This window comes from Pseudomonas sp. REST10 (assembly GCF_029542605.1).
In the GTDB taxonomy this organism is placed as follows: Bacteria; Pseudomonadota; Gammaproteobacteria; order Pseudomonadales; family Pseudomonadaceae; genus Aquipseudomonas; species Aquipseudomonas khazarica.
In genome coordinates, this window is the sequence record NZ_CP035677.1 from 1,544,262 (window position 1) to 1,558,954 (window position 14,693).

Here is a 14,693-nt window from a genome sequence, read left to right on the forward strand (position 1 = left end):
CCTTCAGGCCAGACGGGCGTAGCAGCCTGACGGCAGCTGGCCGTGCTGTTCCAGTTTTTGCAGTCGCTCCAGCAGCTGGGTACGTTCGTCGCGGCTTGTGCTTGGGTCGACCATCAGCCCTTGTCGCTGGCACCACTGGGCGATCTGCTCCAGCCAGTGCTGGTCAGCCTCGCGGCTGTCCAGGCGGCGCAGCAGGTAAGCCAGTTGCTGCCAGCGCGGGCGCAGGTGCATCAGCGCACTGTGGCGCGCGGGCGATAGCTGCTGGCGGTCGAGGCGGGCATCCAGTGCCTCGGCCATCGCTGACCAGGGCTGCTGGCTGAGTCTGCGCACGGCCATGGCGAAGACCTTGTCTGCCGGGTCATCGAGAGCGGCCAGTTGCTCGTTCAACTGTGTGTCACCGAGGGCGCTGACGGCGGCCAGGCGCACGCTGCTTTGCGGGGCGCGCAGAGCGGCTTGCAGCCAGTCATCCGCCAGGCGCGTATCCAGGTCGGCGGCCAGGCCGAGGACCATGAGCCACTCGCGCTTGCTCTCTGGCAGCGCTTGTTGCAGACGGCCGCTCAGTACCTGGCGGGCGTCCAGCTGCCAGCGTGGCGCCGCCCAGAGTGCCAGACTACGCATGGTGGGCGAGGCATCGAGCAGTGCACGACGCAGCAGTTCGCGTGGGTCGTCGAGGCGCTGCAGCAGGGCATGCATGGCCTTTACCCGCACGCTGGCGCCGGGTGTGTGCAGGGCTTCTTGCAGCAGCGCGATGGCCTGTTCATCCGGCAGAGCCTGGCAGGCCAGCACCGCTTGCTGGCGCACGGTCATTTCGCGGTGCGCCAGGGCTCGCTCCAGCAGCCGGGCAGGGGTGTCGCTGACTTCGAGCAGCAGCGCGAAGAGAAAACGCGCCGCCTGCCCCTGGCTGCTGGCGAAGGCGGCTTCCACCTGGCTGCGCACCGAGCCGGCCTGCAGTGCCAGGCGGGCGGCGGCCAGGGTCGGAGCATGGTCGTCACGCTGGCGCCCGGCCAGTGCCATCAGCTGGGGCAGGGCGTACAGCAACTCGGCGGCGTGCTCGCTGGTGAGGTATCGCTGCAGCGCCGCCTTGGCCAGGGTACGTATCTGCGGCACCCAGTCGTTGAGGCGTTCGAGCAGCGCCGTCAACGCCTCGGGCGAGGGTTGCTCGCCGAGCTCGCGTACGGCGGCCTCGCGCACCAGGCCATTGCGGTGGCAGCTCAGTCTTGCCCAGTCGCCCTCTGCGTGGCCCTGGCGCAGGGCGCTCTGCGCTTCCTGCAGGCGCCAGTTCTCCCCGTAATCTGCGGCGGGGGCGCGGCTTTTCAGCCGCTCCAGCCAGTCGTTCAGGTACTTCATTTTCCTATCCTTTCACGCATACCACCTGTCGCAGGGTATGCATCACTTCAACCAGCTCGCGCTGGGCGTCCATTACCCGGTCGATGTCCTTGTAGGCCATCGGGATTTCGTCGATCACGTCGGCGTCCTTTCGGCATTCGACGTGGGCCGTGGCCTTGATCTGGTCGTCCACGGTAAACAGTTTCTTCGCCTTGGTACGGCTCATGGTTCGGCCGGCGCCGTGGCTGCAGGAGCAGAACGCGTCCTCGTTCCCCAGGCCGCGCACGATGAAGCTCTTGGCCCCCATGGAACCGGGGATGATCCCCAGCTCACCCTTCTTCGCCGACACCGCACCTTTTCGCGTTACCAGCACCTCTTCGCCGAAGTGGCGCTCCTTCTGCACGTAGTTGTGGTGGCAGTTCACCGCTTCCAGCGCCACGTCGAACGGCTTGCTGATCACGCCTCGTGCCGCCGCGATCACCGCGTGCATCATCAGTGCGCGGTTCTGCTTGGCGAAGTCCTGCGCCCAGCCCACGGCTTCCACGTAGTCGTTGAAGTGCTGGCTGCCTTCTTCGAAGTAGGCCAGGTCGCGGTGCGGCAGGTTGGCGATGTGCTGACGCATATCGGCCTGGGCCAGTTCGATGAACAGGTTACCGATGGCGTTACCTACGCCGCGTGATCCGCTGTGCAGCATGAACCACACGCGGTTGGCTTCATCCAGGCAGACCTCGATGAAGTGGTTGCCGGTTCCCAGGGTTCCCAGGTGTTTGCGGTTGTTGGTCTTCTCCAGCTTCGGGTGCTTGTCGGTGATCAGTTTGAAGCGCTCGCTCAGCGCCGACCAGGCGTGGTCGGTCAGCTCCGGCACGTTCTCCCAGGCACCTTTATCGCGGGCGCCGCGCCCGGAGGTACGGCCGTGCGGCACGGCCTTCTCGATGGCGGCGCGCAGGCCGGCCAGGTTATCCGGCAGGTCGTGGGCCATCAGCGTGGTGCGCGCGGCGATCATGCCGCAACCGATATCCACACCAACGGCCGCCGGGATGATCGCGCCGACCGTGGGGATCACGCTGCCGATGGTCGAGCCCTTACCCAGGTGCACATCCGGCATCACCGCCAGGTGCTTGAAGATGAACGGCATCTTCGCCGTGTTCATCAGTTGCTGCTTGGCGTCCTCCTCGACCGGGACGCCTTGCGTCCACAGCTTGATCGGCTTGCCGTTGGCCACTTCCAGCAGGTTGTAAGTCTTGGTTTGCATCGTCATTCACTCGTCATTCGTGCCGGTCATCCGGCGTGTGTGCAGTGCGGCGACTAGAGGTGGTGAAACATGCGCGCTGCTCTATCCCATTGAGCTACCCGTTGCCGGGGCGGGAGTCGAACCCGCAACCTTCACGTTCTGTAGTTCCACCGGCATTCGCCGGGTCAGTCAAAAAAGTGGAGGCCGGGCCTCCGCGCAGCGACGAGATAACGGGCACATTTGCTCTACCGGCTGAGCTACAGCCTTGCGGCTGGCGGGATTCGAACCCGCGACCCAATGTAGTACCCGTGGCATTCGCTGCCGGCCCGCCGTGGCGGGCCAAAAAAGATGCGACGACAAGGTGTGGTGAAACGTTTTCGTGTTCTGCCATTGAACTACGACCCCGTGGAGGGGCTGGTGACGCTTCGTCGCGAACCGCGTTGCTGCTAGAAATCCCGCCAGGCTAGGCGCGGGACGCAGGGAATGGTGTTCCCTTGCCAAGTCCCGCAACAACGGCTGGCGGGATTTCTAGCGCAACCCGGAGGGCCGGGCCTGTTTGGGTGCGATGCAGCGTTACTCGCCGTTCATTTGGAATAACCAAACCTCACGGCTCGTGCCTTGCCTCGCACCCAAACAGGCTCCGGCGCGGTCGTGACGAAGTGCCACCAGACCCTCTGGAACCGACGGGATTCGAACCCGCATCTCGACCGTGGAAGGGTGTAGTTCCACCGGCATTCGTCGCAAAACTCTGAATCAGGTGGCACGACAAGATGAGTGACTGTTCCGTGTTGCCACGGGCCGGTATCGAACCCGGCATAACCCATGTACAGCCACTGGCATTCGTGCCTTCGTGCGCAGTCGACAAGGGTGTGATGAGACGTCTTGGATGTAGTCCCATCGGCATTCGAATGCGCTCGAAATCGTTGATCTGTGTGCCCGGCCGCAATTGGCCGGGCGCGTTGTCATAACTCCATCTGCTCGATGGCGTCGACCCAGTGGCCGGCGCCGAAGCGGCCGCTGGCGAACTGTGCCAGCACATCGAACACCGCGTCGCTGAAGCCGCCGACATTCAGGATGTCCTTGCGGTCCGCCGCCTGCGTGGTGCCGTAGGGTTGCAGATCGATGCAGATCAGCCGCGCTTGCGGGTTGATGTGCTTGATCCGTTCCCACTGCCGCAGGGTTTCGGTGGCGCCATGGCGGCGGGCGTCGATCCAGGATTCGTTGTCGGAAACCAGAACCAGTGTGTCCACCTTGGCCTTGGCGTCGGCCAGTTGCTTGAGCGGCGCGGAGCAGCTGGTGCCGCCACCGCCGACCGCCGCCAGCTTCTGCGCGTTGCTCATCACGCTGTCACGCGGGTTGAGCGCCACCTTCACCACCTTGTTCTCGAACGGCAGTACCTGAGCACGCGGTTGCTTGCGCAGGATTGCCGCCGCCACCAACGCCGCGACATCGATGCAGCGCACCGCCGTGGTCGCGCCCTGGCGGTAGCCGGTCACGGGGCTGTGCATCGAGCCGGACACGTCCGGGCACACCACCACATGGCCGCTCAGCGCCGGCACGTTGGCCAGCGACAGCTCCAGGGCGTCCTGCAGCGCCTCGCGCACGGCCAGCGGCACACCGTCGCCGGTCATGCGGTAGGCGGCCAGCAGCTGGTACGGGTAAACCCGTGCCTTGGCCACGGCTTCGGCGTCAGCCAGACGCTGTGCGACCCGCTCTGCGCAACCCTCGACCGCCAGTGCGCCATGGCGCAGCAGGGTGTTGAGGTTCATGCGCAGGGCCTGCCAGCCCATGCGTCCGGCCAGTTCGGCCCACTGCTCGGCGTTCAGCGTCTCGTTGCCGAGCAGCTGGAACGGCACGTCCGGCAGCTCGCTGCTGGCGCCGCTGCGGAAGGCCAGCAGGGCACGGGTCAGCGGCGGCAGGGCGGCGGCATCGGCCGGCTTGCCGATCAGCCAGGCGAAGAAGGCTTCGCGCCAGGCTTCGCTCGGCTTGGGGTGAACCATCTTCACCACGTCCGCCAGTGACGGCTGGTTGCCGATCGCCGCCTGCAGCAGCTGGCGTTCGCTGGCCGCGTTCAGCCAGTTCTGCACCAGGCGCTTGGGCTGCGAACCGAGCGATCTGCGTCCGGTCACGCCGCTGCGCAGGATCTGCACGAAGGTGCGCAGCATCTTGCCGTTGTCCACCACCTGCTCGAACAGCGCCGGCACCAGGCTCGAGCGCTGGGCGGCCAGGGCTGCCAGCAGCAGGGCCGGCATGTCTTTCATGTGGCCTTTCTTGCGGGCGTACAGTGCGGCCTTGGCCACGTAGCGGGCGTCGAGTTCGGCGACCAGCTTCAGCACTTCGGCCAGCTGCGTTTCAGCCTCGGCGTAGAAGGTCTGGTTCAGGCAGCCGGTGACGGCGAGCTGAGCCAGCTTGTGCTTGGGCGTGTAGGCATAAGCCGGTGCCTGCTGCTGATTCAGGGTGTCGCTGGCCGGCAGTTGCGCGGCCCGGGTGTTGAACAGATTGAAGTTGGCCATCGTGGCGTCTCGCTGTGTTTATCCGTTGTGCCAGGACTATTGCAGCGGCTGTGCCAGGTTTTGTTGGTTGGCTGTGATTAAATTTCAACTAATTGATTTGTAAGGATTTAATTTTGTTTTCTTGCTCATAAGGGAAAAGCTCTCGACAGCGCACTCTGCAATTTTCATATCTGATGATATCGTTGTTTATCTTTATGGATAGTCTCTGAGGCGGCGGATATGAATGGCAAGCGCACGGTCGCCATCGGTTTCATCGGCGCGACCCTGGATCGGGTCGGCAAGGGCGCCAACCGCTGGAACAAGTGGCGGCCGAGCATCGGTCTGTGTCAGCAGGCCGATCTGCTGATCGATCGCCTGGAGCTGATTCACGGTACCGATGCACGCGACCTCAGCCTGGCCGAGCGCATCCGCGCCGACATCCGGCAGATTTCCCCGGAGACCGAGGTGCGCCTGCAGCCGATGCACCTGCGCAACCCCTGGGATTTCGAGGAGGTGTATGGCGCACTGCATGACTTCACCAGCGGTTATGCCTTCGATACCGAGCACGAGGACTACCTGGTGCACATCACCACCGGTACCCACGTGGCCCAGATCTGCTGGTTCCTGCTGACCGAGGCGCGTTATCTGCCGGCGCGCCTGGTGCAGACCTCACCGGCGCGAAAGCGTGATGAGGCGGCGCAGGTCACCGGTACCCATGCACTGATCGACCTCGACCTGTCGCGCTATGACCGCATCGCCTCGCGCTTTCAGAGCAAGCGCCTGGAAAGCCTGGCCTTCCTCAAGTCCGGCATCGCCACGCGCAATGACGCCTTCAACCGCAGCATCGAGCAGATCGAACGGGTCGCGTTGCGCTCATCGGCGCCGATGCTGCTGATCGGCCCGACCGGTGCCGGCAAGTCGTTCCTCGCTCGCCGCGTGTACGAACTCAAGCGCAGTCGCCATCTGGTCGAGGGGCGTTTCGTCGAGGTCAACTGCGCCACCTTGCGCGGCGATGGCGCGATGTCGGCGCTGTTCGGCCATATCAAGGGCGCCTTCACCGGTGCGCAGAACGCCCGCGATGGCCTGCTGCGCGCGGCCGATGGCGGCATGCTGTTCCTTGACGAGATCGGCGAGCTGGGTCTCGACGAGCAGGCCATGCTGCTCAAGGCCATCGAGGAAAAACGCTTCTTCCCGATGGGCTCGGACAAGGAGGTAAGCAGCGACTTTCTGCTGATCGCCGGCACTCACCGCGACCTGCGTACGCGGGTCGCCGAGGGCCTGTTCCGTGAGGACCTCTATGCCCGTATCAATCTGTGGACCTTCGAGCTGCCGGGCCTGGCCGGGCGGCGTGAGGACATCGAACCGAACATCGACTTCGAGCTTGAGCGTCATGCTCGCGAGCAGGGGCGCATGGTGCGCTTCAACCTGGAGGCACGGCGCCGCTACCTGGCGTTTGCCAGCTCGGGCGAGGCGGCCTGGCAGGGCAACTTCCGCGAGCTGTCGGCCTCGATCACGCGCATGGCCACCCTGGCCGACAGCGGGCGTATCGACGAGGCGCAGGTCGAGGAGGAAATCACGCGGCTGCGGCGGGCCTGGGGGCTGGCCCAGCAGCAGGACGCGCTGGGCGATCTGCTCGGTGAGCAGGCTGCCGGCCTCGATCTGTTCGACCGTCTGCAGCTGCAGGCGGTGATCGAGGTGTGCCGCCAGGCCGACAGCCTGTCGGAAGCGGGCAGACGCCTGTATCAGGTATCACGCCTGGCCAAGGCGCAACCCAACGATGCCGACCGCCTGCGCAAGTACCTGGCGCGCTTCGGCCTGGATTGGCAGGCGCTGCGTCAGTAGTGATACCAGCGCAGCTCCAGCTTCACCTCGTTGACCGGGCTGGCGAGCTGGCTGAACTCACGCTGGGCGCTCAGGCGCAGGCCGAGGTTGCGCGAGACTTCCCACTGCTGGTTGAGTGACAGGCGGCGGCGCACCTCTCCGTTGTGGAAGTAGTCGCCAGCCGCCTCCAGGGTCAGGTTGCCCATGGGGTTGCGCCAGAGCAGGCCGGTGTTGAAGCCCAGCGCGGGGGCGATGACGGCGGCGAAGTCCTCGTTGTATTCCAGGCGCGCGGTGCCGAGGGCGAAGCCGAGCAGGTTGTCGTGCAGTTGCCAGCTGGCGCCTGCACCGCCACTGAGATGACCGACCAGCGGAGTATCGCCGTCTTCACCCAGCACCCGCTCCAGACCGCCCCCGACCTGCCAGGAGAGCGGTTGCAGCAAGGCGTTGCGCGGGGTCAGCGAGCGGATGTTGGCCAGGTCCAGGCGCTGCAGCTGCCAGTGGTTGTTCTCGTACTGACGCAGCTTGAGCTGGAGAATCTCGATCTGTGCGCCGAGCGGGAAACCGTCGAGGTTGTCGTTCAGGTCGTGGTAGGCCATGCGCAGGCCGTACTCGGCGAAGGCGCGATCGTCGCGGCTGCCGCCGGCCAGTTGCCAGGTCCGTGACTCGTGGCCTTCCTCGGGCAGCGGTGGGCGCTCGACGTCCAGCGCCGGCGGCGGATTGCGGCTGATGGCGCCGAGCAGCTGGAAGCTGCGCTGGGCGTTGCTGCTGCGCTCTTCGTCGTTGGCGTGGTAGCGCACCAGGCGGAAGGCCGCGTCCTGCATCAGGGCGCGGCGCTCGGCGGGCAGGGCGGTGAAGGCGGCGTCGTCCAGTTGCGCCGGGTCCTGGCTCAGGCGCAGTACCCAGGCCTGCTCGTCGGCGTCCAGCGGGGCGGCACGCTCCAGCAGCTCGCGCTCACGCGACGGGCGATAGTCGATGCGCTCGATCAGCCCGGCGTCCTTGACCGCACGCACGGTGTCGGTGGGGATGGCGGTGAGCGGGAAGTGCTCGGTCAGCTCGATGCCGGGGCGGGCGATTTCCAGCAGTTCCAGCAGGCGGTAGGAGCAGTTCTCGTCGAAGAAGAAGTAGTCGAAGCGGATCTGCTTGAGTTCCCAGACGTGCTCGACCATGCGCGTGGTTTCTTCCGGCGTCAGATTGAGCCGGTACTCCCACAGGTCACGGTTCTCCAGACGGTTGTACTCGCTGAGTTTCTCGCGGTACGGCACCAGGGCGAACAAACCGGGGTAACCCCCCATCAGCCCGCGCCAGGCATAGAGGATGCTGTTGTCGTTGCCTTCGATGAAGGCCCCGAAGTTCAGCGCGTAGCTGAGCAAGGCGGTGTTGTGGCTGTCGATGTCGGGCTGGTCGATGCGCAGCAGGGTATGACCGAACATCGACGACGGGCTGTTCAGGTAGGCCGCCGGGAACACCAGCACCGTGCTGTGTGGGTTCACGTCGGCGATCCACGTGCGGTACTCGGCGCAGTCCGGGGTGGGCAGGTCGTTCAGTTGCAGCTGCGCCTTGAGCCAGCGCGTGCGCGCCGGGTAGACGCACTGCGGGTGGCGGTCGCCCAGCTCGGCGGGCTGGTACAGCGCCTTGACGGTCGCCTGGAGCTCGGCTGCCGGGTCGCTGGCGCCGTGTTCCGCGAGAAAGAAATCGTCGTCGTCGACGTAGCTGCGCCAGCCACCGAGTTTGCCGGTTTCGTAATGGCCCAGGGCGATCCAGTAGGGATCGTCAGCCAATCGTTCGAGGCTGGCGGCATGCAGGGGCAGGCTGAGACTCAGGGCGATGACGGCGAATATCCGTTTCAAGGGCACTGTTCTTCTGGTTATGAGGATGACCGAGCTTTGGTCAGCCATGCGCTGGGTGTCAAGGCAGTCGATGAACGCATTTCGCGCAAGTGCTGATCGGCGTCAGTCTTGCGCCGTGCGCGGCGGATCACACTGGCGATTCCTCACTCCCAAGGAGACAGGGCTCATGGCTCATCGAGATGTGCTGGACGCGCTGCAGCGCGACTATACGACCCGCGCCGAGGCGATTCGCCGCGATCTTGGGCGCACCCATTCGGCCGATTTCGCCGAGCAGGCGCAGCAACGGCAGAACGATGAAGTGCTGGAAGCCCTGCTGGCCGAGGCCGAGCAGGGCCTGGTGCGGGTGCGCCAGGCGCAGCAGCGGCTGGCGGAAGGGCGCTATGGCGAATGCCTGTGTTGTGGCGAGCCGATCGATGCGGCGCGCCTGGCCGCCATGCCGGTCGCCGAGTACTGCCTGCACTGCGCCGAGTTCAACTGAGCGGCGCCTCGACTTCCTGCAGCAGACGCCGCGCGGCCGAGTCGGCGGCGTCGATGTAGGGTTGCAGGACGCTGGCCGCGCCGGCGCGATTGAAGGCTTCCAGGTCGCCTTCGCGGAAGGCGCTGAGGGTCACGCTGCCGCGAAAGCCGGCACTGCGCGCGGCGCGCAGCAGCAATGCGTTGACCTCGCGCTGGGGGATGGTGCTGACCAGCGCGCGGGCCTGCTGCAGGGGCAGGTGGGCGATGAAGTCGGCGTCCTCGGCATCGCCGTAGCACACGGCCAGGCCGGCCTGGCGGGCGCTGGCCAGCGCCTGTGGGTCGAAGTCCACGCCCAGCACGCGCAGGCCGCCCTCCTGCAGGCGGTGCGCCAGCTCACGCCCGTAGCGACCGAGGCCGTAGACGATGACCTCCGGCTGCGCCTGGGCGGGGGCGTTGTCCTCGGCATTCTCGCGGTGGGCGACACGCCGCTCGAACAGCCCGAGCCAGGGGGACAGGCGTTCGAACAGCGGTTGCGAGTAGAGAATCATGTAGGTGGACAGGGTGATGGTGATGATTCCCACCAGGGTCGTCAGTCCCAGTGCCGCTCCGCCCACGTGGCCGAGGCTGATGCCCATGGCGACGAAGATGATGGAGAACTCACTGATCTGCGCCACCGTCAGCCCGGCCATGAAACCGGTGCGCTTGCGGTAGCCCATGGCGCCCATGATGGCCATGACGATCAGGGGGTTGCCGATCAGCACGAACAGCGACAGCAGCACGGCGCTGCCGATCTGCTGGTGCAGGTAGGAAAAGTCCAGCTGGATGCCCAGGTGCAGGAAGAAGAACAGCAGGAGGAAGTCGCGCAGGCTGGTCAGGCGGCTGGCGATCGCCTCGCGCAGCGGCGTGGAGGCCAGGCAGAAACCGGCGATGAATGCGCCCAGCTCCTTGGACAGGCCAAGTGCCTCGGCACCGCCCGCCAGCAGCGTGCCCCAGGCGATCGCCACCAGCATCAGCAGTTCGGGGGAGCGGGCCATGGGGGTCAGCAGGCGGGGCAGGGCGAAGCGCATCAGCAGGTAGAGCACCAGCAGGCTGGCCAGCAGCGCGCCGATCAGGGCCAGCGGTGACAGGCCCGTGTGCTCGCCACTGGCCGGCTGGTACAGGCTGATCACCAGCATCGCCAGCACCACGGCGATGTCCTGCACGATGAGGAAACCCATGGCGATGCGCCCGTGCAGCGAGTCGATCTCGCCTTTGTCCGACAGCAGCTTGACGATGATGATGGTGCTGGAAAAGGTCAGCGCGACGGCCACGTAGCCGGCGCTCGTCCAGTCCAGGCCCAGCAGGCGGCACAGGGCCAGGCCGGCGAGGATGGTGAAGGCCAGCTGCCCCAGGCCCGTGGCCAGGGCCACCGCACCCAGGGTACGTACCAGGTGCATGTCCAGCTTGAGACCGACGACGAACAGCAGCACGGTGATGCCGATTTCCGACAGCAGGCTGATGGAACTGTGATCGCCCGACAGGTTCATCACCGCCGGGCCGGCGAGAATGCCGACCAGGATGTAGGCGATGATCAGCGGCTGGCGCAGCTTCACGGCAAGCATGCCGAGCAGCGCGGACAGGCTGAGCAGGGCGGCGATTTCCTGAAAGGCACTCATAGGCAAGGTTCCTTGTGGTGGGGCTGCCTGTCGATGGCGCAGGCTTGGTGGGGCAATGCGTGGCAGCTTATCGCAGCACCGTTTTTGCGCATTGCCTTGAATCAAGCCTTGATCCTCTTCGCGCCACAGGCCCAGAATCACCCCATGTTTTGCGGAAGACTCCGCCCGCTATAAGGATCGCCAATGTCCAAGCGTAGCCTCGATGCTTTGCGCCTTGCCCCCGAATCACTGACCCGCCCCTTCGCCCCCGAGCAGTTCAATTTCGACAGTACCGATGATCTCGAACCCTTCCGCGGCGTGCTGGGCCAGGCGCGCGCGGTCGAGGCCCTGCAGTTCGGCGTGGCCATGCCGCGCCCGGGCTACAACGTGTTCGTCATGGGCGAGCCGGGTACCGGGCGCTTCTCCTTCGTCCAGCGCTACCTCAAGGCGGAAGCCAAGCGCATGGACACCCCGGCCGACCGCGTCTACGTCAACCACTTCGACGAGCCACGCGAGCCACGCGCCCTGGAGCTGCCTGCCGGCACCGCCGGCGATTTCATCGCCGATATCAATCAGCTGATCGACAACCTGCTGGCCACCTTCCCGGCGGTGTTCGAGACGCCGACCTACCAGCAGAAGAAGAGCGCCATCGACCGTGGCTTCAACAAGCGCTACGACCAGGCGCTGGACGTGATCGAGCGCCTGGCGCTGGAGAAGGGCGTGGCGCTGTACCGCGACAGCAGCAACATCGCCTTCACCCCGATGGCGGACGGCAAGGCGCTGGACGAGGCCGAGTTCGCCCAGTTGCCGGAGGCCGACCGTGAGCGCTTCCACGCCGATATCGCCGAGCTGGAAGAGCGCCTGAACGAAGAACTGGCGAGCCTGCCGCAGTGGAAGCGCGAATCGAGCAACCTGCTGCGCCAGCTCAACGAAGAGACCATCACCGTGGCCCTGCAGCCGCTGCTGGCGCCGCTGTCGGAGAAGTATGCGGAGAACGCCGGTGTCTGCGCCTACCTGCAGGCCATGCAGGTCAACCTGCTGAAGACCGCGGTCGAGCAGCTGGTGGATGTGGACAAGGCCGACCCGCAGCTGCGCAAGCTGCTGGAAGAGATGTACTGCCCGAGCCTGGTGGTCGGCCATCACGCCAATGGCGGCGCGCCGGTGGTGTTCGAGTCGCACCCGACCTACGACAACCTGTTCGGCCGTATCGAATACAGCTCCGACCAGGGGGCGCTGTACACCAGCTATCGGCAGCTGCGTCCCGGCGCCCTGCATCGGGCCAACGGCGGCTACCTGGTGGTCGAGGCGGAGAAGCTGCTCGGCGAGCCCTTCGTCTGGGAGGCGCTGAAGCGCGCCCTGCATTCGCGCCAGCTGAAGATGGAGTCGCCGCTGGGCGACCTGGGCCGCATTGCCACCGTGACCCTCAACCCGCAGGTCATCCCGCTGCAGCTCAAGGTGGTGATCATCGGCTCGCGCCAGCTCTATTACGCGCTGCAGGATCACGATCCGGACTTCCAGGAGATGTTCCGTGTGCTGGTCGACTTCGACGAGGACATCCCGCTGGCCGAGGACAGCCTGGAGCAGTTCGCCCAGTTGATGAAGACCCGCACCTCGGAAGAGGGCATGGCGCCGCTCACCGGCGCGGCCGTGGCACGCCTGGCCACCTACAGTGCGCGTCTGGCCGAGCACCAGGGGCGCCTGTCGGCGCGGATCGGCGATCTGTTCCAGCTGGTCAGCGAGGCCGACTTCATCCGTCAGCTGGCCGGTGAAAGCATCACCGAGGTCGGCCATATCGAGCGCGCGCTGAAGGCCAAGGCGACCCGCACCGGGCGGGTCTCGGCGCGGATCATCGATGACATGCTGGCCGGTATCATCCTCATCGACACCAGTGGCGCTGCCGTGGGCAAGTGCAACGGCCTCACCGTGCTGGCCGTCGGCGACTCGGACTTCGGCGTGCCGGCGCGTATTTCCGCCACCGTCTACCCCGGCGGCAGCGGCATCGTCGATATCGAACGCGAGGTGAGCCTCGGCCAGTCGATCCACTCCAAGGGGGTGATGATCCTGACCGGCTTCCTCGGCAGTCGCTATGCCCAGGAATTCCCGCTGGAGATTTCCGCGAGCATCGCCCTGGAGCAGTCCTATGGCTACGTCGATGGCGACAGCGCCTCGCTGGGCGAGGTGTGCACGCTGATCTCCGCGCTGTCGCGCACGCCGCTCAAGCAGTGCTTCGCCATCACCGGTTCGATCAACCAGTTCGGCGAAGTGCAGGCGGTCGGCGGGGTCAACGAGAAGATCGAGGGCTTCTTCCGGCTCTGCGAGGCGCGTGGCCTGACGGGCGAACAGGGGGTGATCATCCCGCATTCCAACGTCGCCAACCTGATGCTCGACGAGCGCGTGCTGCAGGCGGTGCGCGCCGGCCAGTTCAACGTCTACGCCGTGCGCCATGTCGACGAGGCCCTGAGCCTGCTGGTCGGCGAGCCGGCCGGGCACCCCGACGAGAAGGGCCGTTTCCCCAAGGGCAGCGTCAACGCCCGGGTGGTCGAGCGCCTGCGCGATATCGCCGAGATCGGCCTGGAGGAAGAGAGCAAGCCGGTCGAGGCCGAGAAAGCCAAGGTCGAGAAGGCCAAGGCCGAGGCCGCCAAACCGGCCAAGGCACCCCGACGCAAGAAGGGCGAGGAGGAGGGCGGCGCCAGCTGATCGAATCTTGCACGACTGTCCCGGATCGCCTGGGGTAGCTGCCCCAGGCATCTTGCTCACCCGTCATGCACAGAGTTATCCACAGATTGCGTGAATAACTTTGGCTTCACAGTGCAAGCGTTCGGGGTGTAGGCTGAGGTCTGGATTCTGCGAGGGTCGTCGTCATGTCGCGCAGCCTCTGCCTTACCCGCCAATGCCTGGGCCTGGTGACCCGCATCGAATGCATCATCAGGCCACTGGCAGGAGACAACGGACGCTGGACGTTGCTCTGCGCTGCCGGGATGTCGGGGGCGCAACCTTCTGCGATCCGGGCCCAGGGCCCGTTCCATGGGCCTTTCGTCGCTGAGGACGTGCTCGAGGCGATCGCCGAGAGCCTGTTCGTGCAGGGATATGTCGAGTGCAGCGAACCGCCGATCTGGCGCGTGCACCTGCAGGCCGAGCTGCGCCGCGTCAACGGTGAGCGCTACAGCCTGCCAGGGGCCTTCCAGCGCCATCCCGAGACCGACGGGCAGAGCTGAGCGGCAGCGCCCCCAGGGCTGCCCAGGCCCCGGTCCAGAGGGTTATCCACAATTTCACCGATGCTTCTGCTGCGGCCGGCTGCTGGTTATACTCGCCGCCGTTTTTCTTTTCCTTCTGTGAGCCACACATGGAACGCTTACTCGAAAACGCGATGTATGCCTCGCGCTGGTTGCTGGCGCCTATCTACTTCGGCCTGTCGCTCGCGCTGCTGGCCCTGTCGCTGAAGTTCTTCCAGGAAATCTTCCACATCCTTCCGCACGTGTTCGAGAAGAGCGAGTCGGAGCTCATCCTGGTGCTGCTGTCGCTCATCGACATGGCGCTGGTCGGCGGCCTGCTGGTGATGGTGATGATCTCCGGCTACGAGAACTTCGTCTCGCAGCTGGACATCGATGAAGGCAAGGAGAAACTCGACTGGCTGGGCAAGATGGACTCCAGCTCGCTGAAGATGAAGGTTGCCGCCTCCATCGTGGCGATCTCCTCGATTCACCTGTTGCGCATGTTCATGGATGCCCAGCAGATCGAGAACGAGAAGCTGATGTGGTACGTGATCATTCACATGACGTTCGTCGCATCCGCCTTCGCCATGGGCTATCTGGACAAGCTGACCAAGCCCAAGCACGACTGACCCGCACGCCCCCGACCGCCCGTCCGAACATGACGGGCGGTCTGC

At 65.6% G+C, this 14,693-nt stretch carries 10 protein-coding genes; 5 read left to right on the forward strand and 5 right to left on the reverse strand.

From position 1 onward, the window contains the following. Window positions 1-3: 3 nt before the first annotated feature. From EWH21_RS07200 to EWH21_RS07210, 3 genes are all read right to left on the reverse strand, one after another. Complete coding sequence (locus EWH21_RS07200; RefSeq protein WP_277700175.1) at window positions 4-1,347, reverse strand: PBS lyase; 1,344 nt, start codon at window positions 1,345-1,347, stop codon at window positions 4-6. A 4-nt stretch (window positions 1,348-1,351) separates the two neighbouring features. Next, the gene (locus tag EWH21_RS07205; protein ID WP_277700176.1) at window positions 1,352-2,578 is read right to left on the reverse strand and encodes an RtcB family protein; all 1,227 of its coding nucleotides are present in this window, start codon (window positions 2,576-2,578) and stop codon (window positions 1,352-1,354) included. Window positions 2,579-3,519: 941 nt separating this feature from the next. Continuing rightward, window positions 3,520-5,070, reverse strand: coding sequence for a TROVE domain-containing protein (locus EWH21_RS07210; protein WP_277700177.1), 1,551 nt, complete (start codon window positions 5,068-5,070; stop codon window positions 3,520-3,522). Between the two features lie 219 nt (window positions 5,071-5,289). On the opposite strand from EWH21_RS07210, the gene rtcR reads away from it, so the two are divergent. Next, window positions 5,290-6,891: an RNA repair transcriptional activator RtcR gene (gene rtcR / locus EWH21_RS07215; RefSeq protein WP_037047071.1), complete on the forward strand. Its 1,602-nt coding sequence runs from the start codon at window positions 5,290-5,292 to the stop codon at window positions 6,889-6,891. Here rtcR and EWH21_RS07220 read toward each other — a convergent pair. Next, the gene (locus EWH21_RS07220; RefSeq protein WP_277700178.1) at window positions 6,885-8,765 is read right to left on the reverse strand and encodes a DUF4105 domain-containing protein; all 1,881 of its coding nucleotides are present in this window, start codon (window positions 8,763-8,765) and stop codon (window positions 6,885-6,887) included. The genes rtcR and EWH21_RS07220 overlap by 7 nt on opposite strands. 118 nt (window positions 8,766-8,883) lie before the next feature. Here EWH21_RS07220 and EWH21_RS07225 point away from each other — a divergent pair, with 118 nt between their 5' ends. Continuing rightward, complete coding sequence (locus tag EWH21_RS07225; protein ID WP_037047077.1) at window positions 8,884-9,195, forward strand: TraR/DksA C4-type zinc finger protein; 312 nt, start codon at window positions 8,884-8,886, stop codon at window positions 9,193-9,195. Here EWH21_RS07225 and EWH21_RS07230 read toward each other — a convergent pair. Continuing rightward, window positions 9,188-10,828, reverse strand: a complete 1,641-nt coding sequence (locus EWH21_RS07230; protein ID WP_150608513.1) for a cation:proton antiporter family protein — start codon at window positions 10,826-10,828, stop codon at window positions 9,188-9,190. The two genes, EWH21_RS07225 and EWH21_RS07230, sit on opposite strands and share 8 nt — an antisense overlap. Before the next feature lie 183 nt (window positions 10,829-11,011). Between EWH21_RS07230 and EWH21_RS07235 the strand changes: the two genes are divergently transcribed. From EWH21_RS07235 to EWH21_RS07245, 3 genes are all read left to right on the forward strand, one after another. Then, window positions 11,012-13,504, forward strand: a complete 2,493-nt coding sequence (locus tag EWH21_RS07235) for an ATP-binding protein (RefSeq protein WP_037047080.1) — start codon at window positions 11,012-11,014, stop codon at window positions 13,502-13,504. Between the two features lie 164 nt (window positions 13,505-13,668). Beyond that, window positions 13,669-14,022, forward strand: a complete 354-nt coding sequence (locus tag EWH21_RS07240; RefSeq protein WP_037047082.1) for a hypothetical protein — start codon at window positions 13,669-13,671, stop codon at window positions 14,020-14,022. Window positions 14,023-14,150: 128 nt separating this feature from the next. After that, window positions 14,151-14,648: a TIGR00645 family protein gene (locus EWH21_RS07245; protein ID WP_277700179.1), complete on the forward strand. Its 498-nt coding sequence runs from the start codon at window positions 14,151-14,153 to the stop codon at window positions 14,646-14,648. Window positions 14,649-14,693: the final 45 nt, after the last annotated feature.

Coding starts and splice junctions, on each gene's coding strand:
- EWH21_RS07230 (WP_150608513.1), bottom strand. CDS start 10,828: ATGAGTGCCTTTCAGGAAATCGCCGCCCTGCTCAGCCTGTCCGCGCTG.
- EWH21_RS07205 (WP_277700176.1), bottom strand. CDS start 2,578: ATGCAAACCAAGACTTACAACCTGCTGGAAGTGGCCAACGGCAAGCCG.
- EWH21_RS07235 (WP_037047080.1), top strand. CDS start 11,012: ATGTCCAAGCGTAGCCTCGATGCTTTGCGCCTTGCCCCCGAATCACTG.
- rtcR (WP_037047071.1), top strand. CDS start 5,290: ATGAATGGCAAGCGCACGGTCGCCATCGGTTTCATCGGCGCGACCCTG.
- EWH21_RS07240 (WP_037047082.1), top strand. CDS start 13,669: ATGTCGCGCAGCCTCTGCCTTACCCGCCAATGCCTGGGCCTGGTGACC.
- EWH21_RS07200 (WP_277700175.1), bottom strand. CDS start 1,347: ATGAAGTACCTGAACGACTGGCTGGAGCGGCTGAAAAGCCGCGCCCCC.
- EWH21_RS07210 (WP_277700177.1), bottom strand. CDS start 5,070: ATGGCCAACTTCAATCTGTTCAACACCCGGGCCGCGCAACTGCCGGCC.
- EWH21_RS07245 (WP_277700179.1), top strand. CDS start 14,151: ATGGAACGCTTACTCGAAAACGCGATGTATGCCTCGCGCTGGTTGCTG.
- EWH21_RS07225 (WP_037047077.1), top strand. CDS start 8,884: ATGGCTCATCGAGATGTGCTGGACGCGCTGCAGCGCGACTATACGACC.
- EWH21_RS07220 (WP_277700178.1), bottom strand. CDS start 8,765: ATGGCTGACCAAAGCTCGGTCATCCTCATAACCAGAAGAACAGTGCCC.